The following is a 24,858-nucleotide window of genomic DNA, read 5'->3' as shown; positions in this document are numbered from 1 at the left end:
CTGTCATTCATTATTTATTCTTCAGGTAAAAACACCCGTTCAAAAGCTTGCTTTCGATAACGTCGATAAACATCAAAATCACTATCTAAAGTAGCAATAGCCGGAATATTCAGCCGTTCAGAAATAGCAATTAGAGACAAATCTGCAAAATCACCCGGCAAATCTGCATACCGTTCATTCAGTTCAGCAATGCGCGAAAAATCTTCAGGAAGCAGTGGGATAGGTTCAAAAACTCCCCTAGCAACTCCCTGTAAAAACCGATTCTGTATTCGCCAATTAGGACTTAAAAGCCATACCACTTCAGTAACGCAAGCAGTGGTAGTTACTAGGTTACTGGTACATCTCTCAAAGAAGACTCGCACCTGTTGATGATAGCGATCTTTTACACTGTAGTAAGCTACTAGAATTCCACTATCTACAATAATTACGGGATGATAAGTCATTGCGGATCGTATTGAGGATATTTTTTCTGCAAATAATTAGCGATCGCCTTTTTTCGATTTGCTCGTTCTGATAAATCAGGTGGCGCATCTTCTAACAGATGTTCGGGATGTCCTCCCAATCTTTCGACAATAGTTTGGCGCGGTTGTAAACTTAACCAACGTTCTTTAACCAAGCGTTTAATCAATTCATCGCTGGTAGTTTTTTCCGTTCCCAAAATTTCCACTAAATACGCTTCCGTTTCTTGATCTAATTCTATACTCAGCATGACAACCTCCGAGCAATGTGTATTTACAGATTTTTTTAATCTATTTCCGTTGTTTTCATTATAAAATAGCTTAAAGAAACCGGGTTTTTGGGTTTCATTCCAGTTTATACAACCCACCCCCATACACGCGATTCTAACCTATTAGTGTCTCATTAGAAATGCGATCGCGTCCAGCTATTAAAAAATGATTCTAAATATACTTCACACCGCCTGAAACACCACTGGACTACCACCACTTTCATAATCAAGGCTAGTCACAATATGCTCTGCTTGGATACCTGCGGCAATAAGTGCAGAGGTTAACCCTTCCTCAAAGTTATCTTCTTCAATGATTACATGGCGATCAACTAAACGAGCGTGAAATAGAATAGTATCGAGCCAGCGTTGCTTATCCCAGCCTGTAGCTAGAATCAAAAAGTGACCGGAATCGGTATCGCAGACGGGATAAAGCTGAATCGCTTGTAGGCGAGGTTGGGCTTGCGTTGCCTCTTGTAGCGTTTTTTTCAGAATATCTGCATAACTTAATGAGCACTCCATTGAATAATAGCCTCCCGCTCTGGTTCGTAAACTAATAAGTTAATTCTATTCCTCTGGACGGCTAACTGAAAAATTGGTTTTTGGAAGTGTCGAATATAGACGGCTTGACTAATAGCTAAAAATAACTGCCGTTCGGGTTCTTGCGCCTCCAAAGCCCATTGGTAAAGCTGCAACTGCCCCATCGTTTTTTCCAGTTCACTAATGACTGAAGGAGAGTCGAAGTCTTTGATTTCTACAGCAATTTTTCGTCCTTCTTTTTCGGCTGCGAAAAATTTTTCGGCTCCTAAATCAGCTTTCAAAAGCGTTTGTTCTAACACTAAAATTAACGGGTCATCCGTAATCGTCCACCCATCTTTTTCGAGAGTGCGGCGCAGGGATAAATGTAAATTATCACGTCTGGACATTAGTTATAAAAGCGTGATATGTCGTTGCTGCCAACAGCAATGTTTACAGAAATAGCGATCGCTCATATCCTCTTTTGCCCCTTAATAGTCTCTGCTGCTTGACCTTTACCTTTACTTTTAAGTCCAGCCAGACGTTGCGATCGCAGACCAGTTTCTACCATCGCAATTAACTCATCAAGCTGGAGTGTGAGCAAGTCGATTGCTTTTAAGTCATACTCCATTTTACACTATAATTAATAACCAGCACCACTGCAAAAATAACGAATATGGAAGAACTACTTACCATCAAAGAACTCCTGCACCAAGGCAATATAACCGAAGCTTTGTTAATTGTAGAAGAATTAGAAGAAATGAGCAAATCTGATAAACTGAATAAAATATTTAGCTATGGGATTATTTTGCTTCTGCACCTGATTAAGCAATCTGCTGAAAACCGCACAACTAGGTCTTGGAATCTTTCTATTCGCAATTCTGTCAAGCAAATTCAACGCACTAATTCTCGTGAAAAAGCAAAAGGAACCTATATGAGTGAGGCAGAATTAGTAACAACCCTGGAAGATGCTTATGATTTGGCATTGGAAAAAGCAGCCATCGAAGCTTTTGAAGGTAAATATGAAGCAGAAGGATTAAGTCAATTAGTCCAACGAGAGGAGATTATAAAAAAGGCAATTAATTTAATCTTGGAACGAGAATAGATACATAACTTATATCGAATACAGTTTCTTATTATACAGAAATAACTTGAAACTGATTAGACGAAATTAAATTAATATCAATCCCGTTTAATTTGGAAGACGCTATGCGATTCTCTTGCTTGAGAGGCTACGCCAACGCATATCCAGTATGCTCTCGAACTTGGGGAGGATGAAAGGCAAGGACGATACGATCTTTAGGTACTCCAGCAGCGACAAGTTCATCTTTAGTATCCACCCCTAATCCCATTAAACTAATCGGTTTAGATCCTTGGGGTTGTAGATTTTCTTCTAATTCAACCCTTTCCGTGCCCTTTTGGGAATTTAACTGACCCAATTCAGATAGGGTAATTTTGTAGCTGTTTCTCGAATTTCCGCAACATTCGCAATTAACTGTCCACAACTATCCCACATTCCGGTGATAAAAGATTGACGAGAACCTGCATTCATATTCACATCAATAGTTAAATCTCCACAATGGACTTTCATTGATTCTAAATCTAGGTTAATAGCCACTTTAGGATTAACTTTTAACGCCTCTTGAATCGCCTTGATATCCTCTGGTTCTGCGGTGACACAGGGAATCCCAATTGAGACACAATTGCCCAAAAATATCTCGGCAAAACTTTCACCAATAATCCCTTGAATCCCCCATTTATTGATAGCTTGTGGCGCGTGTTCTCGGGATGAACCACAACCGAAATTCGCATTAACAACTAATAGATTGGCTCCTTGATATTCGGGTAAATCAAAGGTATGTTTTCCCTGCATTTGTTGGCGATCATCGGCAAAAACCTGTTCCCCTAATCCATCAAAGGTAACACACCGTAAAAACCGGGCTGGAATAATCCGATCGGTATCAATATCATTCCCAACTAAAGGAATCCCTTTTCCTGAAATACTTTTAATTTTGCTCATGGTTGAAATCTTTTAGTTTGTGTGAAGAATTGATCACCATTTTATAGTCAATGTTGATCAATTGAAATTTTGATGAATTCACTCCATCTCCCTATCTTCTCCCCGTCTTAACCGACAACGAAATAGCCCTGGCTTACTCAGGGGATGAAGTGTGTTCATAACCACTCCCGTACATCCGTAATTACCCCGTTGACCGCAGCAGCCACCACCATTACCGGACTCATTAACAATGTGCGTCCTTGGGCCGAACCCTGACGACCTTTAAAGTTGCGGTTAGAGGAAGATGCACTCAGTTGATTTCCCTGTAATTTATCGGGGTTCATCGCCAAACACATCGAACACCCGGCTTCGCGCCATTCAAACCCTGCCGCTTCAAAGATTTTATCGAGCCCTTCGGCTTCGGCTGCAACTTTCACCCGTTCTGAACCAGCAACTACAAAGGCTTTCACCCCATTGGCGACCTTCCGACCCTGGGCAAATTTAGCAGCTTCGCGCAGGTCACTGAGGCGGCCATTGGTACAACTACCAATAAAGCAGACATCTACTTTTGTCCCTTGAATTGGGGTTCCGGGGGTAAACTCCATATATTGATAGGCTTCTTTTGCAACTTCCCGATCAGTTTCGGTAATCTGCTCTAAAGTCGGAATCAACTCATTAACGGCGATACCCTGTCCCGGGGTAATCCCCCAAGTTACGGTGGGAGCAATCTCGGCGGCATTAAATTTGACTACATCATCATAAACTGCATCCGTACTACTACGGATACTATTCCACCCAGCCACCGCTTTTTCCCAGTCCTCCCCTTTGGGGGCAAAATCCCGACCTTGTAAATAGTCGTAAGTCACCTGATCAGGATTCACATAGCCACATCGAGCACCCCCTTCAATGGACATATTACAGATCGTCATCCGTTCTTCCATGGACATCCCCTCAAGGGTACTTCCAGCGAATTCATAGGCGTAACCTACGCCCCCTTTTACCCCCAATGTTCGGATAATATGGAGCACCACGTCCTTTGCGTATACTCCAGGGGCTAGTTCCCCATTTACCTCAATCCGGCGCACTTTCAGTTTCCCTAACGCTAGGGTTTGAGACGCCAACACATCCCGCACTTGAGATGTCCCGATGCCAAAGGCGATCGCTCCAAATGCCCCATGGGTGGAGGTGTGGGAGTCCCCGCAAGCAATGGTCATCCCGGGTTGAGTTAATCCCTGTTCCGGTGCGATCACATGAACAATCCCTTGATTCCCAGAACCAATATTATAAAAACGGATATTGTGTGTTTTGCAGCTTTGTTCTAGGGACTGCATCATTTCTTCCGCCAAGGTATCCACAAATGGACGAGCCTGGTTATCCGTGGGAACGATATGATCTACTGTGGCGACTGTGCGTTCAGGATACAGGACTTTGAGATGGCGATCGCGCAACATGGCAAACGCCTGGGGACTGGTGACTTCATGAATCAGGTGCAAACCAATAAAAAGTTGAGTTTGTCCTGATGATAGGGTTCCAACGGTATGCAACTCCCATACTTTATCAAATAGTGTTCTTTCGCTCATAGAATTCAGATTTAGATGCTCAACAGTTTAGCTCACAAATATTATAGCCGTCGCCATCACAATTAGGACAGGGATTCGGTGCGTGGGCACCGAATGACAGCCTATATATTATCTTAATAACTAATCGCGGTTGCTATATTTAATTCGGAGGAACAATCGGATCATCCTCGCCATGTTTGCGAACTTGAGCTAGAACTATTAATGATTGGGGAGAAACAGGTATTTTAACCATAGAATTACTCCCAATATTGGTGATCATTCGAGAATATTCAGGTAAAAAAACAGTCCCATTGACAACACAAGACAACACAAAAGTCAACATAATTTTATCGTCTCCATTCAAGTGAAAAAAAACACAAAAAACGGGCATCACAAATGCTTCCGTTGCTTTTGTCAGTTATGCCTAAACAGTACGCAGCAGAAATTAATTAAAAAAATCCAGTAGTGTGATTCCTAAAAATTGTCCATTGGTAACAAGGAAGACAAGATTAGAAATCTAGTTGAAAGATGTGTGGTTGTTGAGTAGCAGGTCGAAAACAGCAGAACTAACCCATGGAGCTCCCTGAGTCCAGTGATTCCATTACCAGTATATATTGAATTCAACACTTATACAAATACCTATACAAATATTGATATTCTGGGACTATCCCCCAATGTCAGGATTTCCCCAGGGGGATGATCTAGCCAAGAGAAACAGGCTAAAATATGTCCCAACTTGATCAACCCTAAGTTCTCAATAAGTTTTCCGCTATTAGAAACATCCAGAGGGGAAATATCAGCAAACCATCATGAATACAACATCACGAACTCAGCGCGAGTCTGTATTCTATTAACTGGATGATCCTTTACCATTGATTGATGCCCACGAAAGGAGAATAAATGACTGAACCGTTAATTCCTGTTAATGAATGTCCCATCCAAATTGAGGATGATCGGACTGGAACCAGTGTGGAAACCCTGAAGCGGGCGTTTGCCGATAATCTATTCTATGAGCTTGGCAAATATGAAGCGATCGCCACCAAGGAAGATTTTTATATGGCCTTGGCCTATACCCTGCGCGATCGCCTCTTAAGCCGCTGGTTGAAAACCCTGAAAACCTACTATGACAATAACGTCAAAGTCGTTTACTACCTATCGGCCGAATTCCTGATGGGGCGACATCTGGGGAATAGTTTAATTAACCTACACCTGTACGATCGCGTCCGTCAGGCTGTGGAAGAATCGGGACTCGATTTAGATGAACTCCTCGAACAAGAACCCGATCCCGGCTTAGGAAATGGTGGCTTAGGACGGTTAGCCGCCTGTTTCCTCGACTCCCTCGCCACCTTAGAAATTCCCGCCGTGGGCTACGGAATTCGTTATGAATTTGGGATTTTTCACCAAATCATGCAGGATGGTTGGCAAGCCGAAATTCCTGATAAATGGTTAAGATTTGGTAATCCTTGGGAAATTCCCCGCCCTGACCAGGCAATTGATGTTAACTTTGGGGGCCATACCGAAACTTATCACGACGAAAAAGGCCGGGAACGAATTCGTTGGATTCCGGCTAAAACCGTGATTGGGATTCCCTACGATACGCCCGTTCCCGGCTATGATACCAATACCGTCAACCCCCTGCGACTGTGGAAAGCCGAAGCTAGTGACGCTTTTAACTTTGACGCCTTCAACGCCGGAAATTATGATGGGGCGGTCGCCGATAAAATGCGATCGGAAACCATCTCTAAAGTTCTATATCCCAATGACAACACCCCCCAGGGTAAACAATTGCGCCTGGAACAACAATATTTCTTTGTGGCTTGTTCTCTGCGGGATATTATCAAACGCCATCTCAAACACAACAGCAGTCTTTATAACCTGAATGAAACTGCTGCTATTCAGTTGAATGACACCCACCCGGCGATTGCGATCGCGGAATTAATGCGATTATTGTTGGATGAATATGGGATTGATTGGGATTCCGCCTGGCGAGTCACCCAAAAAACCTTTGCCTATACCAACCATACTCTGTTACCCGAAGCCCTAGAAAAATGGTCTGTGGGTTTGTTTGAGTATTTGTTACCCCGTCATTTGCAAGTCATCTATGAAATTAACCGCCGTTTCATTGAAGATGTGCGCCGTTGGTATCCTGGGGATAATGACTTAATTGGACGGTTATCTCTGATTGAAGAAAGCGGAGAAAAATACGTCCGCATGGCCCATTTAGCCTGCGTCGGTAGTCATGCGGTCAATGGCGTCGCCGCCCTACATACGGAATTGTTGAAACAAGATACCCTGCGGGATTTCTATAAACTCTGGCCAGAGAAGTTTTTCAATAAAACTAATGGTGTCACCCCTCGACGGTGGATTTTATTAAGTAATCCCACCTTGTCCGAATTTTATAGTTCTAAAATTGGGGACGGTTGGCTGAAAGATTTAGACAAACTGCGTCAATTAGAGGCCTACGTTGATGATCCCGAATTCTGCGAACAATGGCATCAAATTAAACTGTACAACAAGAAACTGTTAGCCGATTATATCTGGAAATTTAATGGGATTGAAGCTGACCCCCATTCTATTTTTGATATTCAGGTGAAACGGATTCACGAATACAAACGTCAACATCTGGATGTGCTGCATATTATCACCCTGTATAACCGGATCAAACAGAACCCCAATACCCATATTTGTCCTCGGACTTTTATCTTTGGAGGAAAGGCAGCCCCCGGTTATTTCATGGCAAAATTAATCATTAAATTGATTAATGCCGTTGCGGAAGTTGTTAATAAAGATCCCGATGTCCGGGGACGCTTAAAAGTGGTATTTTTGGCGAACTTTAACGCTTCTTTGGGTCAACGCATCTATCCGGCGGCGGATTTATCCGAACAAATTTCTACGGCTGGAAAAGAAGCCTCTGGAACTGGAAACATGAAATTTGCCATGAATGGTTCCTTAACTATTGGAACTCTGGATGGGGCAAATATTGAAATCCGTGAAGAAGCCGGGTTTGAGAATTTCTTCCTGTTTGGATTAACCGCAGAAGAAGTTTATAATTTGAAATTAAAGGGCTATAAACCCAGCGATTACTATAATAATAACCCGGAATTAAAAGCCGTGATTGATCGAATCTCCTCCGGTTATTTCTCCCATGGTAATCAGGAAATGTTTAAACCCTTGGTAGATTCCTTGATGTACCACGATGAATATATGCTTTTTGCTGATTATCAATCCTATATTGATTGTCAACGGGAAGTTAGTGTGGCATTTCAAGATTCCAAAAAATGGACGAGAATGTCGATTCTCAATGCCCTGCGGATGGGTAAATTCTCAAGCGATCGCACCATCGGCGAATATTGTAACGAAATCTGGAACGTTAAATCCGTACCCGTAGAAATGGAAGGATATAACCCAGAATCCGCCGGATTGCGAGTTATCAATTAGTCTTTGGACTTGTTAAAACGAGGTGGATTTTATCCCCTAAATTCCCCTCGTTTTTTGTCTATTTGAAAGGCACTCCTTCATCCCAATTAAGGGGTGCTTTATTATTCCGAAATTAATTTAGCCACCGAATCCATGTCACAATCCTATCCCCCCAATCCTCGGTCTAATCTCCCCCTAGATGAGATCATCGCCATTGTTGTCGCCCTGGCCACAATTGGGACAATTTTATATTGGGTTTTAAGTCAATCCAACCGAAAATTAGTTTTCAACCCCAATTTAACCTCCCCCACAACCCTAATCCCTTCAACCAATCCAGGTGTCGCCAAAATCCCAAAAGATTCCCCTCCCGATGGGGTTTCCCCTCTCTCGGAAACTCCCACCCCAGCAATAACAACCCCCATTTCACCGACACCACAGGTGAAACAACCTGAATCAGCTATTTTGGGATTAGTCTTTGTAACTCCGGCACAGAAACCGATTCAGCCCGCCCTCAAACCCCAAATTATCCCAGGCACTCAGTCCCAAAACAAAACTTCAACAAAAACCGCTTGTTCGGTTCAACCCACGACAGGAAATATTTGTACAACCCCTTTACCTTCTGCCGTTGTCCCATCTTCCACAACGACCGAATCCTATTGGGCGACTCCATTTATCCTGTATTTTGCTAATCAAAATCGGGCTGTTCAATCGGATCAAAAACAGTTTAAACCCGATGAAAAAATTACCCGGGAACAATTTGCAACTGAACTACAAAAAGCGTTTAATCCTCAACCTAAACAACCTGCTATTCAATTTAAAGATATTCCTCAAAACTCTGCGAATAAATCCGATCTGAAATCGGCTAATCAATCGGGTTTTTTGGCGGGATATCCCAATGATATATTTAAACCCCAACAGTCGATTCCTCGGGTTCAAGTTTTAGTGGCTTTAGCGAGTGGTTTAGGCTTAAAACCTGCGACTAATTCCCAAGAAACCCTAAAAATATTTAAGGATGCGGATCAAATTCCGCCTTGGGCAATTGAAGGTGTTGCAGCAGCAACAGAAGCCGGATTAGTGGTTAATTATCCTGATCAAAATACCTTAAATCCAAACCAATCGGCGACTTATGGGGAAGTTACCTCGATGATTTACCAAGGGTTAGTCTATCAAAAAAAAGCAGAACCGATTTCCTCTGACTATTTAGTCAAACCGGTTCAACAAAAATAGTAATTCTAATGGGGAATTACGAATTACGAATTACGAATTACGAATGGGTTTTAGGTTTCACATTCCTTTTTTGTGACTTGATGACGATAATGAAACATATCTTGTAAACGACTATTAACCCAACTTTGTAATATTTGTTCTGCTAAGACTCCACCGGGTAGGGAAAATGCGATCGCATCCGTTAGACGGGTGTGACCATTTTCCGCCACAAATTGATGTCGATGCACCCAACTTTCCAGTATTCCTTCCTGTTGTTCATCGGTAAATAACTGATATAGTTTATATTCAGTATGAACCGCAAGCCATGGCACGGAAAATAACCCTAATCCTATCCGAAATTCAGACATTGCCCCTATTTCTAATCCTCCTTCCCGTCGCAGAATTTCTACAGGTTGCCAAGGGGGAGTTAACACTTGCAAAATATCGGGGCGGGTATGAAACTCCCAAACTACTTCTACAGGGGCATGAATAATCGACGAATATTTAAAGTGTTGCATAACGTTCTAAAATTCAGATAACTTATAACTATAAGCTATTTTGCTAGTTTCTATCGAGTTTGGTAAAATACAAAATTTAGGGCTATTCTTTTGAATTAAATATGATAGAATTAAGGTTAGATACAGTCACTATTAATTTTGAATCCTATGCTCAATATTTCTCAAATTCTCGCTCAAGAACTGTCTCTTAAACCCTTTCAGGTAGAAAACGCCCTACAACTGTTTTCCGAGGGAGCAACCATTCCTTTTGTAGCGCGATATCGGAAAGAAATTACGGGTTCCTTAGATGAAATTCAACTGCGGGATCTCTCAGAACGTTATACCTATTTAACGGAATTGGAAGACCGGAAAAAAAGTATTTTAGAAGCGATCGCATCCCAAGAAAAACTTACCGATGAACTCCGAGAACAAATCGAAACCTGTTTACAAAAAACCGAACTAGAAGATTTATATTTACCATACAAACCTAAACGCAGAACTCGCGCCACCGTTGCCAAAGAAAAAGGATTAGAACCCCTAGCTCAATTTATTGCTAATTTTAATCAACCCAATTCCCCAAGTTTTGATTTAAACGCAGAAGCAAAAAAATATATTTCCGAAGAAAAAAGCGTTAAAACTATTGAAGATGCCTTAAATGGAGCCTCTGATATTTTAGCAGAAATCGTATCGGAAAAAGCGAATTTACGAGCCTATTTAAGAGAATATTTAATGAATCGAGGGGTATTTGTTTCCCTAGTTAAAGACGACTATCCCGAAGGAAGCACTAAATTTGAAATGTACCGCCAATATCGAGAAAATGTACAGGATATTAAACCCCATAATCTGTTAGCATTATTGCGGGGAGAAACCGAAGGAATCTTAAAAGTTGAGATTGAATTTGATCAAGATTTTGTTCTATCTCATTTAGAATCTCAGGAAATTAAAACTAAAAATCCTATTATTAAAAGCATCTATCAATCGATGTTAAAAGATGCTTTTAATCGGTTAATGAAAACATCTTTAATCAGTGAAGTTAGAAGCGATCGCAAAACCTACGCCGATTTAGAATCAATTAAAACCTTTGAATCAAATTTAAGAGAATTATTACTCGCCTCCCCTGCGGGAATGAAACCCACCTTAGCTATTGACCCCGGGTTTAGAACTGGGTGCAAAGTTTCAGTATTATCAGAAACCGGAAAATTCTGTGAATATCATAATATTTTTCCCCATCAAGCAGCAGGTCAACGTCAAGAAGCAGCAAAAAAAGTTAAACAATTAATTGATAAATATAAAATAGAATTAATCGCCATTGGAAATGGCACCGCCGGACGAGAAACCGATGAATTTGTAACGGAAATTATCGCTAAATTAGAGCGAAAACCGATAAAAGTTATGGTAAATGAATCCGGTGCATCCATTTATTCCGCCAGTGATGTAGCGCGGCAAGAATTTCCCGATTTAGACTTAACGGTGCGGGGTGCAATTAGTATCGGACGACGGTTACAAGATCCCCTAGCAGAATTAGTAAAAATTGATCCAAAATCCATTGGTGTCGGACAATATCAACACGATGTAGATCAGAAGTTATTAAAGAAAAAACTGGATGATACTGTGGAAAGTTGTGTTAACTATGTGGGAGTGGAATTAAACACCGCCTCTAAAGAATTATTAACCTTTGTATCAGGAATTACCCCAACAGTTGCTCAGAATATTGTCAATTATCGCAATGAAAATGGAGCCTTTAAAACCCGAAAAGAACTGTTAAAAGTCGCTAAATTGGGCCCAAAAGCCTTTCAACAGGCGGCGGGATTTTTAAGAATTAGAGGAGGTGTTAATCCTTTAGATAATACCGCAGTTCACCCCGAAAGTTATGCGGTTGTGGAAATTATGGCGAAGGATGTAGGCGTTACCTTAAATAATATTAGTCAATTTAAGGATAAAATTAAATCCGTTAAACTGGATAAATATGTTACTGATACTATCGGTATTCCTACTTTAAAAGACATTATTAGCGAATTAGAAAAACCCGGACGAGATCCCCGGGCTGAGTTTAAATATGCGACTTTCAGAGAAGGAATTAAAGAAATAACCGATTTAAAAATCGGAATGGAATTAGAAGGAAGTGTGACGAATGTGGTGGCTTTTGGTGCATTTGTTGATATTGGAGTCCATCAAGATGGGTTAGTTCATATTTCCCAACTCGCCGATCAATTTGTCGATGATCCGAATAAATTTGTTAAAGTGGGACAAGTTGTTAAAGTACGGGTGATGGAAATTAATGAGAAGTTAAAACGGATTAGTTTAACCATGAAATTGTAATCAAGGAGTTAAAAATTCCTCTGAATTGGGGTTTAAAAGTGTATAGTTTTAACAATGCAGTTACAAGATTATTTAGAATTTATTAATCCTGATGAAATTCACCTGAAAAGTCATCGCATTGGTATTGAGGATGTGATCAAAATTGTTCTGCGATGGATGCTTGTTTATTGCGATTATGGAAACAGCGATAACAGCATTATCAAGAGTTTATAACTCATCCTTCACCTAGCGATCGCTCTAATTTCTTGCTATAATACCCTGTAAAGGTTAACAACACTCAAAAAATATTTATGTCAATTGTTGTAACACTGACTCCCGAACTCGAAGCAAAACTACGAGAAAAAGCCACCAAGCAAGGACAGGATATTAATTATGTTGTCACTGAACTTCTCAATCAAATCTTAACATGGGAAACGGATGATATAGAAGCAGCGATTGAGGGCATTAAACGAGGGTTAGAAGATTTTGAACAGGGACGGTTTAGAGATTTTGAGCAATTTGCTGAAGAACAATATAAGGTATCGTTTTAACCATGCAGTTACAAGATTATTTAGAATTTATTAATCCTGATGAAATTCACCTCAAAGGTCATCGCATTGGTATTGAGGATGTGATCAAATATTATCTGGATGGATACACCCCAGAACAAATTTTACAGGAATTACCCACCCTGAACCTTGAAAAAATCTATGCTGTGATAACCTATTATTTACAAAATCGTTCTGCGATGGATGCTTATTTATTGCGATTATGGAAACAGCGAGAACAGCATTATCAAGAGTTTATAACTCATCCTTCACCGTTAAGACAACGTTTACAAGCGATTAAGCAACAGAGAGAACAGGAGAAATTAAAATATGAAAGTTCGGTTTCTCCTTGATGAAAATTTACCGCCAAAATTGAAGTTAGCGGTACAACGTTTCAATACAGATATTGATATCATCCGAGTGGGAGAACCAGAAGCACCCCCATTAGGAACTCTTGATCCAGAATTGCTGAATTATTTGGAAGTATCGCAACGATTATTAGTAACCGATAACCGCAATAGTATGGGAGGACATTTGCAGGATCATTGGGGAGAAGGAGGTCATATTTGGGGATTAGTTTGGCTACGTCCAGGTGGTACAATTAGAACTTGGTCAGAATCTTTAGTGTTAATTTGGGAAATCACTGAGGCTCAGGAGTGGTTAGACAAATTAGACTGGATTCCTTATTAACTATTATCATAATATATTATCATAATAACTTAGAGCGATCGCCTCCTAAAACTTCTCTCCTCCCCTAGTTTCTAGGTTCTACCTAGAAATGATATTGGGGTGGCTCTGCCACCTTTAACAAGAGGCGGAGCCTCTATTATATATTCCCAGGCATGAGCCTGGGAACTAGAAAAAAGTTCAGCAACGTCTCGTTCTTTCATTTCTAGCATTTCTAGGTTCTACCTAAAATGCTTATAAGGTAGCAGAGCCTGTAGCAGATGTTCCCTAGAACCAGGGGAACTAGGAAAAAAAATAGCCTCGGTCGTTTCCGAAATTCTGGGAGCAGGCTGTGTAGTAAGCTGATATAAAATTGATTCAAATTCTATGATAAACCACCATTCGCAATTTTCCCTCGAATATTTTGTAGCCCTCAAATCTAAGTATCAAGCAACTGATTATGAAAATTCATCCCTCTCTAGTCTTTTGTATTTGATCTTGCGAAAAGCAGATTTAGGAATGGATATCAATGACATAGAATGGAATTGGTTACTCGACAACCAACTATTAGAAACGATTACAACCATTAAAAAAGAACAAGAGGATAAAGCACAAGCTATCCGTCAATTAGATCGAGAATTTGATCAGTTAAGGGTAAAGTATAATGTCACCCATAGAATGAACAAGAATTATAGTCCTGTTTATTCTATTCTTTGGAAGCTAGATTCAGAACATGAAATTACCGATTCAGAAATTGATTTTCTAATAAAAAATTCTCTTAAATATGTTGCTGATCAATCTTTACAAATTACAGAATTTAAACAGCTAAGAATTAAGTATAAAGTAGATCAATTTGATGGTTATTTACCTAAAGACTCCCCGTTGTATTCAATTTTAAAAAAATTAGAATCTGAAGCAGACTTAAATGAGAAAGATGTTGAATTTATCCAACAACAAAAATTGTTAGAAATTTCAGCAATTGTTGGTCAAAAACAAGCAATAAAACAAGCTGAATTTTCACAACTTAAAGAAAAGTATAAAGCGACAATATACTTGGATTTATCTGTTTTTAGTCCCCTATATCAAATTCTAAAAACTCTTGATTCTAACCAAAAGTTAAGCTCGTCTGATATTAAATGGTTAGAAGATAATAAACTCAATGAAACTCTTAGTATTGTTTTAGAAATTGAACAAAAAGAACAGTTTAACGAACTAAAAATTAAGTATAAAGCAACCAGTTTTCAGGATAGTTTACCCTCTAGTCATTTGTATAGAGTTCTGAAAAAAGTTGATGCCGATATGAAGCTAATTGATCAGGATATTAACTTTCTTAAAAAGCGTAAACTCATGGATACAATAGTGATCGCTATTGAAAAATATGCTGATCATTTAAAGTCTACTATCAAAATAGGTGAGGAGTTAAGTCAGGCTGATATTGATTGGCTTCAACAGAATGGGCGTGAAGATATTATTGTTTTTGCTATTGAAAAATATGCTGATCATTTAAAATCTACTATCAAAAAAGGCGAGGAATTAAGTCAAGCTGATATTGATTGGCTTCAACAGAATGGGCGTGAAGATATTATTGTTTTTGCTAAAGAAAAACACTTTGCAACTCTCAAGTCTAAGTATGATCTTTCAGACTATCCAGATAAAGTAGTTTCTAGTCGCTTGTACCCAATTTTAAAGAAACTAGAAAAAGGAAATCGACTTGAGGAAATCGAGGTGGCTTGGCTGATAGAAAAGAATCTTTTCTATCATTCATATTATAGTAATAATAGTTTCTATAATATCTCTAATAGAACTGATAGTAATAAAAGGAGTAAAATTTTCATTGCTTATCATAAAATCGAAGCAACTTTCTATGAACAAGAGTACCAACAAACAGGAAATCAATGGAAACTGCCTAATGCGAGTAGTCATTGGCGTAAAGCAAATGAACCACAACGAGCCTTAAAATTAACAGAAAATATAAATTTTAATGCGATTAAAGAAAATAAGCTAAAATCAGCTTTATTAACAACAAGAGGCGGTGCTTTTCGTGATGTTGATAAACTAGATCAGGCTGAAACTTGTGCGCGAAAAGCAATTGAGTATCAACCCAATAGTCATCATCCTTACACTTTAATGGGTGCAATTTGTTTTGAGCGAGGGGAATTTTTGGTGGGTGAACATTGGTTTGAAGAAGCGATTAAACGGGGTGCTTCACCGAAAGATCAGGATGCGGAAATGAAGCAAATTGTTAAAAATGCTAAGGATGAAAATAAGCGCCGAACAGTCGTGGAATATCTACTGAAAAAAGATCCTCATCGATATTCTTGGGCTAAATCTTATTTGAAATCAAATAAAAATCTAGGTAAGTAATTATATCTCTATCGTTTCTAGGTTTCTCTTGTTCTTCTCGTCAATGGTTCATAGCGATAAATATGGTAATTGTTAGAGGTAAAAATATTTTCAGCACTGGGATAAAGCTGTTGCCCAAAATATCAAGTTTGTTCTGATTTCAGCAACAGCAAATCAGTTTTGTTTACGGTTTGGTGATGGGATGTGTGAGATGATCAAGTTGTGTCATAGCGATCGCTATTTACTGTAAATCCCATTTTTAAAAGCTATATTAAGCAGAAATGAGGTTAGTTATTGATTACCTTTTGACTTAACCTCTTTTTACAATTTTCTTTCTATAATAGCCTCTAAAGGTTATCTTATTCTCTAAGCAACGCATTAAACCCTTCTTGCAGGAAATGTTTATCATAAGTCAAAATATCTTGAATTCCTTTTTGACGCATAATTAACATTGAAGCACAGTCTGTTAAGCTGTAACCTTTATCCAATCTTTGGCTATAAAATTCAACAGCACTTTTAAACAATTCGCTGGTTTGAAGAACTATTTCAACCTGTGAATCATTTTGTAATTTAGTAGTAATCTCAAGTGCAATTTGTCGCAAATACCGACCTTTGCTCGATAGGGCATTCAAAAGTTCAGTAAGTACCATTTCACTGGTGACAGGAACAAATGCACCCAGCTTTTCTGTTACTTCTATTGCACGTTGATGTAAATCATCACCTGGATTAGCTAAAGCTTGTAAATAAGAAGTATCCAAGAAAATAAACTTCATGAATCTTTAGCAACCCCATACAAATAATGTTCAAAGTTTTTAGAAAAATCTTTGGGTAATTTTTCCCATTCTGCTTGAGAAACAGTTGTCCCAATTTCTATGATTTTTTGCCAGAAAGGAAGCTGATAATTGTCGTCTTCTAAATTCTTGCTTTTGTCCTTTTCAATAATTTTTTGTATGGCATAGTTTATATACTCTAAAATCTCTTGCTTTGCATTTTCTTTAAGAAAAATATTATTTTTAATTAAATTGAGAGATTCAATTAAGCAGCTAGGAGATAAAGATAAAGTATCAAGGATATTGGGTTTTAACGCTTCACCTAATGCTGTTTTATTACTTACGACTAAAGAGTATCCAATTAAATGTAGATAAAAACTAATATCACCAGTTATTTTTTCCTCCTTCTGTGAAGTTAAAAATAGATCGGGATGACTGTGCTTCAAAGATCGAATTGTATTTTCAATGATTAGTTTTTCATACTCCCCTAAATACTTGGCTGCTTCCCAGGGAGTTTCATTTGATTTTAACCATTCCATAAACTGCTGGAGTTCATGACTTGTTGGAAAAGGTTTTTCAGATTTCACTGATGGGATTGTACTATTAATGTTGATTTCCATTTTTTTAAGCTGTATTTTATTACTAGGATTTTTACTATCTCATAATATAGTAACAGTCCCTTTTCAGATTCACAACTCCCAGATGCCAATGGTAACGCTAAGATAATTAAGGACTGTACCACTCGAAATGTAGTGAACTCAAAATTACTCTCTGACCCCCTACCCTATCCCAACAACTCCCCCAACACCATCCGCATTCGGGGGGCGAAACAACATAACTTGAAAAATGTTGATTTGGAGTTACCGCGCGATCGCCTGATCGTTTTTACCGGGGTTTCCGGCTCTGGGAAATCGTCCCTCGCCTTTGATACCATCTTCGCCGAAGGTCAGCGCCGCTATGTGGAGTCCCTGAGCGCCTACGCCCGCCAATTCCTCGGACAACTGGATAAACCCGATGTTGATGCGATCGATGGCTTGAGTCCCGCCATTTCCATTGACCAAAAATCAACCTCCCATAACCCTCGCTCTACCGTTGGGACGGTGACGGAGATTTATGATTATTTGCGGTTGCTGTTTGGTCGCGCTGGACAGCCGCATTGTCCGATGTGCGATCGCAATATTGCGCCCCAAACTATTGATGAAATGTGCGATCGGATCATGGAACTTCCAGACCGGACAAAATTTATTATCCTGGCTCCGGTTGTTAGGGGGAAAAAAGGAACTCACCGCAAGCTATTATCGAGTTTAGCCTCCCAAGGATTTGTGCGGGTTAGGGTGAATAATGAGGTTTTTGAACTATCAGAAAATATTGAATTAGACAAAAACCATACCCATAATATTGAAATTGTTATTGACCGCTTAATTAAAAAACCAGGACTACAAGAACGTCTTACCGATTCCTTAACAACCTGTTTAAAACAGTCTAATGGAATTGCGATTATAAAAATATTAGATGATACACCTAATACTAATGATACACCAATAACATCAAAACAGGCAAGATTTGAAAACCAAAAAGATCCAGAAAATAGCGACGAACTGACCCCCTCAACCCCTCTTGGTAATGGGGGAGTTAGTATTGAACATACCCCCTCAACCTCTCTTGGTAAGGGGGGAGTTAGTATTCCGACCCCCCCAGCCCCCCTTGGTAAGGGGGGAGTTAGTATTGATAATTTCAATGAAGGGATAGGATCTTTACAATTGGTATTTTCAGAAAATTTTGCCTGTCCCGAACATGGGGCGGTGATGGAAGAACTTTCTCCTCGGTTATTTTCGTTTAATTCTCCCTTTGGTGCTTGTCCGAGTTGTCATGGTTTAGGACATCTAAAAACCTTTTCCCCAGAGTTAGTAATTCCCGACTTAACTCAACCAGTTTATACTGCAATTGCTCCTTGGTCAGATAAGGATAATTCCTATTATTTATCAATATTGCATAGTATCGGTCAAGCCTTTGGTTTCGAGATTACTACTCCTTGGAATCAACTCACAAAAGAACAACAACATATTATCCTTTATGGTTCAGAGGAACCTATTTTAATTGAAACCGATTCTCGCTATCGAGAAAATAAAGGATATTATCGACCCTACGCCGGGGTAATTCCATTATTACAACGTCAATATCAAGATAGCGCTTCCGAATTACAAAAGCAGAAATTAGAACAATATTTAATTGATCAACCTTGCGAAGTTTGTTTAGGAAAAAAACTAAAACCCGAAGCCCTATCGGTGCGAGTCGGACAATATCAAATAGATGAATTAACGGGGGTTTCTATTCAGGATTGTTTAAACCGAATTAATCAGTTAAACCTAACCGAAAGACAGGCAAAAATAGCGGAATTAGTCCTACGGGAAATTAGAGCCAGATTGCAATTTTTACTCGATGTAGGATTAGACTATTTAACCTTAGCTAGAACCGCATCTACCCTATCAGGAGGAGAAGCCCAACGCATTCGGTTAGCGACTCAAATTGGGGCGGGTTTAACGGGGGTTTTATATGTATTAGATGAACCGAGTATTGGGTTACATCAACGGGATAATACCAAACTATTAAATACCTTGATCAAATTACGGGATTTAGGTAATACTTTAATTGTGGTTGAACACGATGAAGAAACCATTCGGGCGGCGGATCATTTAGTTGATATTGGGCCGGGGGCGGGAGTACATGGAGGCGAAATTGTTGCTCAGGGAAATATAGAGGTTTTGTTAAAAACTGAGCGCTCTTTAACAGGTGCTTATTTATCAGGAAGAAAACAAATCGAAACCCCTACGGAAAGAAGAAAAGGAAATGGAAAACGGATTAAATTAATTAACGCTACCCGCAATAACTTAAATAATATTACCGTGGAAATTCCGTTAGGAAAACTGGTTAGTATTACCGGAGTTTCTGGTTCGGGAAAATCTACCTTAATGAGTGAATTACTGTATCCGGCTTTACAACATCATTTTACCAAAAAAGTGCCTTTTCCCAAGGATTTAAAAGCCATAGAAGGATTAGAAGTATTAGATAAAGTAATTGTAATTGATCAATCTCCCATTGGTCGAACCCCCAGATCTAACCCCGCAACTTATACCGGAGTTTTTGATATTATTCGAGAGGTTTTTACAGAAACAATTGAAGCAAAAGCCAGAGGTTATAAAGCCGGACAATTTTCTTTTAATGTTAAAGGAGGGCGGTGTGAAGCCTGCGGAGGACAGGGTGTTAATGTGATTGAAATGAACTTTTTACCCGATGTTTATGTGCAGTGTGAAGTGTGCAAAGGAGCCAGATATAACAGGGAAACCTTACAGGTAAAATATAAAGGATATTCGATAGCAGATGTGTTAAATATGCCCGTAGAAACAGCTTTAGAAGTGTTTCAAAATATCCCCAGGGCGGCAGGTCGGTTACAAACTTTAGTGGATGTCGGTTTGGGTTATATTCAGTTAGGACAACCCGCCCCAACGCTATCAGGAGGAGAAGCCCAACGGGTTAAATTAGCATCGGAATTATCTAAAAGAGCCACGGGAAAAACGTTATATTTAATTGACGAACCTACAACGGGTTTATCCTTTTATGACGTGCATCAATTATTAAATGTATTGCAAAGATTAGTGGATAAAGGTAATTCTATTTTAGTAATTGAACATAATTTAGATGTAATTCGTTGTGCAGATTGGGTAATTGATTTAGGGCCAGAGGGGGGAGATAAAGGGGGGGAATTAATTGCAGAAGGAACCCCGGAAGATATTGTTAAAAATGATAAATCTTATACCGGGATTTATTTAAAACAGGTGTTAAAACAACATGATTCTACAAATATAGCAGTCGCGCCTGGGGTGTGAGGCCATAAAATGTCAGTATAGCAGGGAACAGGGAACAGTTCCCCTAGCCCTGCCCGTACACGGGGGGTTTGGGGGGGCTATTTCCTATTGCTAAAATAGGTTTTAAAAATATCCTGAGCAATTGGAGCCGCAGAAACCGCCCCATATCCCCCGGCTTCGACGACAACGGCGATCGCAATTTCTGGTTTATTCGCAGGCCCAAACCCCACATACATCGCATTATCAGGCTGTCCATGGATTTCCACCGTTCCTGTTTTTCCTCCCGTTAAAGGAATTGAACCATCATTTAAACCCCGTCCGGTTCCTTTTTTTACTACATCAATTAACCCAGCCTGAATCAGATTTAAAGTAGATACAGAAATCTTAGTTTTAATCGGTTTTGTTTGAATTGTATTAGTTTGAGATGTTAATAAATGGGGTTGAACTCGCCAACCACTATTAGCCACGGTAGAAACCATCACAGCTAATTCTAACGGGGTGACTAAGACTAAACCTTGACCAATTGCCATGGTCACCGTATCCCCAATATACCAAGGTTCGCCATATAATTTTTCTTTCTCTTTAGGAGTAGGAATTTGCCCGGGATTTGCGCCATCTAACCCCAATAAATCCAAATTAATTGTCCCAGCAATTCCTAATTCTTTACCCCATTTAGCAATATTTTCTGGCCCCGTTTTCACCCCAACCTGATAGAAAAAGGTATTACTACTAAAAGCTAAAGCTTCTTTAAATCCAATTATACCATAACCTTTTCCATGTTCATTAAAAGAAATTCCCCCAAATTTAATTGATGTAGCAGTAGGGATTTTAGAAGTAATGGAAAAATTCCCCGATTCAATTCCCGCCGTGGTGGTGACAATCTTAAAGGTACTACCCGGAGGATATCCCTGTAAAGCTCGATTTAATAACGGTTGTTCCGCACTTTGTAGCTTTTTCCAGTCCTGATTTGTTACCTGATTTATAAATAAATTAGGATCAAAAGTTGGGCCACTAGCTAATGCTAAAATAGCTCCGGTTTTAACATCTAAAACCACCACCGCTCCCCGACGATTTGCTAAGGATTTTTCGGCGGTTTTTTGTAATTCTAAATCTATGGTTAACTGCACCGATTGACCCGGTTTAGGAGATTGCAACCCTAACTCTTGAATTTCCTGACCTTTGGCATCGACTTCAATTAATCTATTCCCCCAAATACCTTTGATTTGGGAATTTACTAATTTTTCAACTCCCATTTTTCCGACCATCATTCCCATCGGATAATTAGGATTTGCTTTTAATTCTTCCGGTGTTGCCTCTCCAATATAACCTAAAATATGAGCCGCTAATTTTCCATTAGGATAATGACGCCGAGATTCTCCCCGCACTTCAACACCATGTAAATTTTCCACTTTTTCTGCTAAACCAATAAACATTTCAGCAGAAAGATTCGGACTCACTCTGACTGGAATTCGAGATCTATATCCAGTTTTTTCTAATTTTTGCAGAATCTCAGAAGCGGGAAGATTTAAAATAGTATGGAGTTGTTCCGCCGTGATTTTCCATTGTTCAGGAGACTGTTCTTGGGGCCATAAATATACGGAACGCGAGAGTTGACTTCCCGCTAATAAATCCCCTTTTCGGTCTAAAATTTGACCCCGTTTAGCCGGGACAGGAATCAGACGTAAACGGTTATTTTCCGCCCGAATACGATTATATTCTCCCTCGATTAATTGTAACTGTATCAGTTTAATTCCTAAACCTCCAAAAAAACACCCAATTAACAATAATAAAATCACCCCTTTATGAGTCCGACGACGTTGGATGATTGAATTTTGTTGGGTTGGGATTGTCAGATATGGAGATTTAGACGGAAATAGAGATTCGTTAGCCATAGTTAAGAAATTCTTAGGTTAAACTTCATTATTCTTAATTGTTAATTCCGGTTTCTTGCCTTAAAATCAGAACAAACTGCCGCGTTTTCATGGGGGTCAGATGAATGAGTAGTAGTCATCATCTTGTTTTTCCTCCCCAGAGTTACTCTGGGGAATCCCTTACCACCTCTGAGGTTTTAACTCAACTGAATTCTCCTAACCGTGATGTTGCTGTTGGGAATGATTTGCTGATGTTTTTGGCTATACAAGCTCTACAAAGACAAGTTCCCCCCCGTCTGAAAGCTTTTGATGATTTTACGACCGAATTTCAACGGGAAATTTGCAACTATTTTGGCAGTTATCAACAGACCTGTATTTTGATCAATCAATTATTAATAACTGTTGAAAATCTGAATATTATTACTCAATATTGTCAACAAAGTTCTCTAGGAAAAAAACTACCCAACGCTTTATATATTCATCGTTCAGCTTTACCTGAGTTAAATATTGTATTAAGAATATACGAACAATTAAGTCGCTTTTATTTACCTTCATTCAAACCATTTACTCTGATTAAATTTCATACCAATCAATCATTAATTTCTTATTTGTTTTATCCTGATTTTGATCAAGATCCCCATCCTGCCTTAACAGCTAGTTTTCAAGTAAATGTTAAAACCGGACAGGTAAATATTATGGATTATTCTAATAGTGATAATCCTCCAATTTTACATCGAAAAGAAACCTTTGTAACTGCCAATTATCCCAATTACCAAACGTTTAAACAACTAACCAAAACCGAAGAACGATTAGGATTATTAGAAATACCTAAACTTTCATCACTTCAAGAATTTGTTCACCTAGAAACCCGTTTATATCGAACCATTGGAACTCGTAAAGGTTGGCAACAACACTTACATAAACATGGGGTAGAAATCCATGATCATCGGGTGATGAAACTTTCAGAAATAACTAATAATTTAACCGAATTTAATTCCGAAAATGCCTTACATTTTTCACCCAAAATTGAACGCCATCGTGCCGCTATTCCCCGTAAAAATTTATCCCGTCCGGTGCGTTTAGCCCTGGAAGCGGAAGTATTTCAAGAACATAGCACTTTTTTTGATTATGGTTGTGGATATGGGGGAGATATTCAACGATTAACAGAACAGGGGTATAAAGGGAGCGGATGGGACCCTTATTATTCTCCCCAGACTCCCCAAATAGAATCGGATATTGTGAATTTGGGATATGTAATTAATGTAATTGAATGTCAAAATGAACGACGGGAAGCCTTAATTCAAGCATGGAATTTAGCTCAAAAAGTTTTAATTGTTGCAGCCCAAGTATTAGTGGATGCTCAAGAAAAAGGGATCATGGTGTATGGGGATGGGGTGATTACCAGTCGCAATACCTTTCAAAAATATTATCAACAAGAAGAACTTAAAGTTTATATTGATCAAGCCTTAACTGTTGATGCAATTCCCTTGGATTTAGGGGTTTATATTGTATTTAGAGATGAGAGCGAAGCCGAAAAATTTCGAGCTTCTCGCTTCCGATCTCGGTTAACTTCTCCCCGAATTCGTTTAAACTTAAAACGGTTTGAAGATTATCAAGAATTACTCCAACCTTTAATTAAATTTATCAGCGATCGCGGTCGTTTACCCATAGAAACCGAACTTCCAGAAGCCGAACAACTTCAACAGGAATTTGGCAGTTTGAAACGAGCCTTTCAAATTATTTTACAAGTCACAAATCCCGAAGAATGGGACGTAATCGCCCATAAACGCCGTCAAGATTTACTGGTTTATATTGCCTTAAGTCGATTTAGTCGTCGTCCGAAACTGTTTCAACTTTCAGAAGCAATGAAAAATGATATAAAAGGTTTATTCGGTAGTTATAGAAAATCTTGTGATTTAGCAGATTTAATGTTATATACTCTGGGTGATCCTAAAATTATTGCCAATCATTGCCAAAACAGTGAAGTAGGTCAAAAACGAGCCAATTCCCTCTGGATTCATATTTGCGCACTGGAAAAACTATCTCCATTACTGCGACTATATGAAGGATGTGCTAGTCAAACCCTGGGTCGTCCTGAAGGGGCAAACTTAATTAAGTTTCATATCAAAACTCCCAAAATTTCCTATTTATTTTCCGCCGATTTTGATCTCGAAACCCATCCGACCTTGAGTAACTGTATGCAAATTGACCTGCGGGATCTTCATGTTAGCTATCAAACTTATGATGGCCCCAACCCGCCAATTTTGCATCGTAAACACACCTTAGTCACCCCAGAGTATCCCCACCATCAACAGTTGGTAAAACTCTCTGACCAAGAGGAAAAATGGGGACTGTTCGATAACTTTGGATTGATTCAAACGCGCCTGGGTTGGTTAAAATGTTTAGAAGATCATTGTGCTCAAATCAGGGGTTATCGTGTCTACTGGCGTACTGATGCCGATCCTTATCGGGTAAAATTATTACGTTCCGCTCGTCGGAATCGCAATAAATTATAGATTTTAACCCCGATATCTTTGTTCATCAGTAGCAAATTTATTGTCGAGTCAGGGTAACACGAATT

Annotated in this window: 24 protein-coding genes; 11 read left to right on the top strand and 13 right to left on the bottom strand. The window is 39.3% G+C overall.

Annotated features, from left to right (window positions below; translation table 11 throughout):
• Positions 1–14: 14 nt before the first annotated feature.
• The 5 genes from AC559H_RS17705 to AC559H_RS17685 form a co-directional block, all read right to left on the bottom strand.
• Positions 15–443 carry a type II toxin-antitoxin system VapC family toxin gene (locus AC559H_RS17705; protein ID WP_026795435.1) on the bottom strand — a complete coding sequence of 143 codons (429 nt, stop codon included), beginning with the start codon at positions 441–443 and terminating at the stop codon, positions 15–17.
• Positions 440–709, bottom strand: a complete 270-nt coding sequence (locus tag AC559H_RS17700; RefSeq protein ID WP_026795436.1) for a hypothetical protein — start codon at positions 707–709, stop codon at positions 440–442. Before AC559H_RS17700 ends, AC559H_RS17705 begins: the two co-directional genes overlap by 4 nt.
• 201 nt (positions 710–910) lie before the next feature.
• Positions 911–1,246 (bottom strand): element excision factor XisI family protein, encoded by a 336-nt coding sequence (locus AC559H_RS17695; RefSeq protein WP_026795437.1) that lies wholly within the window; start codon positions 1,244–1,246, stop codon positions 911–913.
• The gene (locus tag AC559H_RS17690; RefSeq protein ID WP_026795438.1) at positions 1,231–1,650 is read right to left on the bottom strand and encodes a XisH family protein; all 420 of its coding nucleotides are present in this window, start codon (positions 1,648–1,650) and stop codon (positions 1,231–1,233) included. Before AC559H_RS17690 ends, AC559H_RS17695 begins: the two co-directional genes overlap by 16 nt.
• 62 nt (positions 1,651–1,712) lie before the next feature.
• The gene (locus AC559H_RS17685) at positions 1,713–1,871 is read right to left on the bottom strand and encodes a hypothetical protein (protein ID WP_155806325.1); all 159 of its coding nucleotides are present in this window, start codon (positions 1,869–1,871) and stop codon (positions 1,713–1,715) included.
• 45 nt (positions 1,872–1,916) lie between these two features.
• On the opposite strand from AC559H_RS17685, the gene AC559H_RS17680 reads away from it, so the two are divergent.
• Positions 1,917–2,345 (top strand): DUF29 family protein, encoded by a 429-nt coding sequence (locus tag AC559H_RS17680; RefSeq protein WP_026795439.1) that lies wholly within the window; start codon positions 1,917–1,919, stop codon positions 2,343–2,345.
• A gap of 127 nt (positions 2,346–2,472) precedes the next feature.
• Here AC559H_RS17680 and AC559H_RS17675 read toward each other — a convergent pair whose 3' ends face one another.
• From AC559H_RS17675 to AC559H_RS17660, 4 genes are all read right to left on the bottom strand, one after another.
• The gene (locus AC559H_RS17675) at positions 2,473–2,679 is read right to left on the bottom strand and encodes an element excision factor XisI family protein (RefSeq protein ID WP_026795440.1); all 207 of its coding nucleotides are present in this window, start codon (positions 2,677–2,679) and stop codon (positions 2,473–2,475) included.
• Positions 2,667–3,260, bottom strand: a complete 594-nt coding sequence (gene leuD, locus AC559H_RS17670) for a 3-isopropylmalate dehydratase small subunit (protein ID WP_026795441.1) — start codon at positions 3,258–3,260, stop codon at positions 2,667–2,669. Before leuD ends, AC559H_RS17675 begins: the two co-directional genes overlap by 13 nt.
• Positions 3,261–3,415: 155 nt before the next feature.
• Complete coding sequence (gene leuC / locus AC559H_RS17665; RefSeq protein WP_026787770.1) at positions 3,416–4,819, bottom strand: 3-isopropylmalate dehydratase large subunit; 1,404 nt, start codon at positions 4,817–4,819, stop codon at positions 3,416–3,418.
• 139 nt (positions 4,820–4,958) lie between these two features.
• Complete coding sequence (locus AC559H_RS17660) at positions 4,959–5,141, bottom strand: hypothetical protein (RefSeq protein WP_148292126.1); 183 nt, start codon at positions 5,139–5,141, stop codon at positions 4,959–4,961.
• Between the two features lie 557 nt (positions 5,142–5,698).
• Here AC559H_RS17660 and AC559H_RS17655 point away from each other — a divergent pair.
• Entirely contained in the window at positions 5,699–8,236 is a 2,538-nt protein-coding gene (locus AC559H_RS17655) for a glycogen/starch/alpha-glucan phosphorylase (RefSeq protein WP_026795443.1), read from the top strand.
• A 93-nt stretch (positions 8,237–8,329) separates the two neighbouring features.
• A complete protein-coding gene (locus tag AC559H_RS17650) occupies positions 8,330–9,442 on the top strand; it encodes an S-layer homology domain-containing protein (protein ID WP_051319508.1) in 1,113 nt (370 codons plus the stop codon).
• A gap of 50 nt (positions 9,443–9,492) precedes the next feature.
• On the opposite strand, the gene AC559H_RS17645 is transcribed toward AC559H_RS17650, so the two are convergent.
• Positions 9,493–9,939 (bottom strand): SRPBCC family protein, encoded by a 447-nt coding sequence (locus tag AC559H_RS17645; protein WP_026795445.1) that lies wholly within the window; start codon positions 9,937–9,939, stop codon positions 9,493–9,495.
• A 147-nt stretch (positions 9,940–10,086) separates the two neighbouring features.
• On the opposite strand from AC559H_RS17645, the gene AC559H_RS17640 reads away from it, so the two are divergent.
• The 6 genes from AC559H_RS17640 (at position 10,087) to AC559H_RS17615 (ending at position 15,794) form a co-directional block, all read left to right on the top strand.
• The gene (locus tag AC559H_RS17640; protein WP_026795446.1) at positions 10,087–12,237 is read left to right on the top strand and encodes a Tex family protein; all 2,151 of its coding nucleotides are present in this window, start codon (positions 10,087–10,089) and stop codon (positions 12,235–12,237) included.
• Between the two features lie 54 nt (positions 12,238–12,291).
• Entirely contained in the window at positions 12,292–12,450 is a 159-nt protein-coding gene (locus AC559H_RS17635) for a hypothetical protein (RefSeq protein WP_158295768.1), read from the top strand.
• Between the two features lie 77 nt (positions 12,451–12,527).
• On the top strand, positions 12,528–12,767 hold the full coding sequence (locus AC559H_RS17630) for a hypothetical protein (protein WP_026787765.1): 240 nt from the start codon (positions 12,528–12,530) through the stop codon (positions 12,765–12,767).
• Between the two features lie 2 nt (positions 12,768–12,769).
• Positions 12,770–13,117 carry a DUF433 domain-containing protein gene (locus AC559H_RS17625; RefSeq protein ID WP_026787764.1) on the top strand — a complete coding sequence of 116 codons (348 nt, stop codon included), beginning with the start codon at positions 12,770–12,772 and terminating at the stop codon, positions 13,115–13,117.
• The gene (locus tag AC559H_RS17620; RefSeq protein WP_026787763.1) at positions 13,095–13,454 is read left to right on the top strand and encodes a DUF5615 family PIN-like protein; all 360 of its coding nucleotides are present in this window, start codon (positions 13,095–13,097) and stop codon (positions 13,452–13,454) included. Before AC559H_RS17625 ends, AC559H_RS17620 begins: the two co-directional genes overlap by 23 nt.
• Positions 13,455–13,949: 495 nt before the next feature.
• Positions 13,950–15,794: a hypothetical protein gene (locus tag AC559H_RS17615; protein WP_141293300.1), complete on the top strand. Its 1,845-nt coding sequence runs from the start codon at positions 13,950–13,952 to the stop codon at positions 15,792–15,794.
• Between the two features lie 338 nt (positions 15,795–16,132).
• Here AC559H_RS17615 and AC559H_RS17610 read toward each other — a convergent pair whose 3' ends face one another.
• Positions 16,133–16,531, bottom strand: a complete 399-nt coding sequence (locus AC559H_RS17610; protein WP_233427956.1) for a type II toxin-antitoxin system VapC family toxin — start codon at positions 16,529–16,531, stop codon at positions 16,133–16,135.
• Positions 16,532–16,542: 11 nt separating this feature from the next.
• Positions 16,543–17,163, bottom strand: coding sequence for a bilin-binding protein (locus AC559H_RS17605; RefSeq protein ID WP_036831580.1), 621 nt, complete (start codon positions 17,161–17,163; stop codon positions 16,543–16,545).
• A 132-nt stretch (positions 17,164–17,295) separates the two neighbouring features.
• Here AC559H_RS17605 and uvrA point away from each other — a divergent pair, with 132 nt between their 5' ends.
• Entirely contained in the window at positions 17,296–20,427 is a 3,132-nt protein-coding gene (uvrA, locus tag AC559H_RS17600; protein WP_051319507.1) for an excinuclease ABC subunit UvrA, read from the top strand.
• 77 nt (positions 20,428–20,504) lie between these two features.
• On the opposite strand, the gene mrdA is transcribed toward uvrA, so the two are convergent.
• Complete coding sequence (mrdA, locus tag AC559H_RS17595; protein WP_026795447.1) at positions 20,505–22,298, bottom strand: penicillin-binding protein 2; 1,794 nt, start codon at positions 22,296–22,298, stop codon at positions 20,505–20,507.
• 104 nt (positions 22,299–22,402) lie between these two features.
• On the opposite strand from mrdA, the gene AC559H_RS17590 reads away from it, so the two are divergent.
• The gene (locus AC559H_RS17590) at positions 22,403–24,793 is read left to right on the top strand and encodes a DNA phosphorothioation-associated putative methyltransferase (RefSeq protein WP_081694766.1); all 2,391 of its coding nucleotides are present in this window, start codon (positions 22,403–22,405) and stop codon (positions 24,791–24,793) included.
• Positions 24,794–24,858 lie beyond the last annotated feature (65 nt).

This window comes from Planktothrix prolifica NIVA-CYA 540 (genome assembly GCF_963864145.1).
Classification (GTDB): Bacteria; Cyanobacteriota; Cyanobacteriia; order Cyanobacteriales; family Microcoleaceae; genus Planktothrix; species Planktothrix agardhii.
The sequence above is the reverse complement of the archived record's forward strand: the minus strand, read 5'-3'. Positions and strand labels throughout refer to the sequence as shown.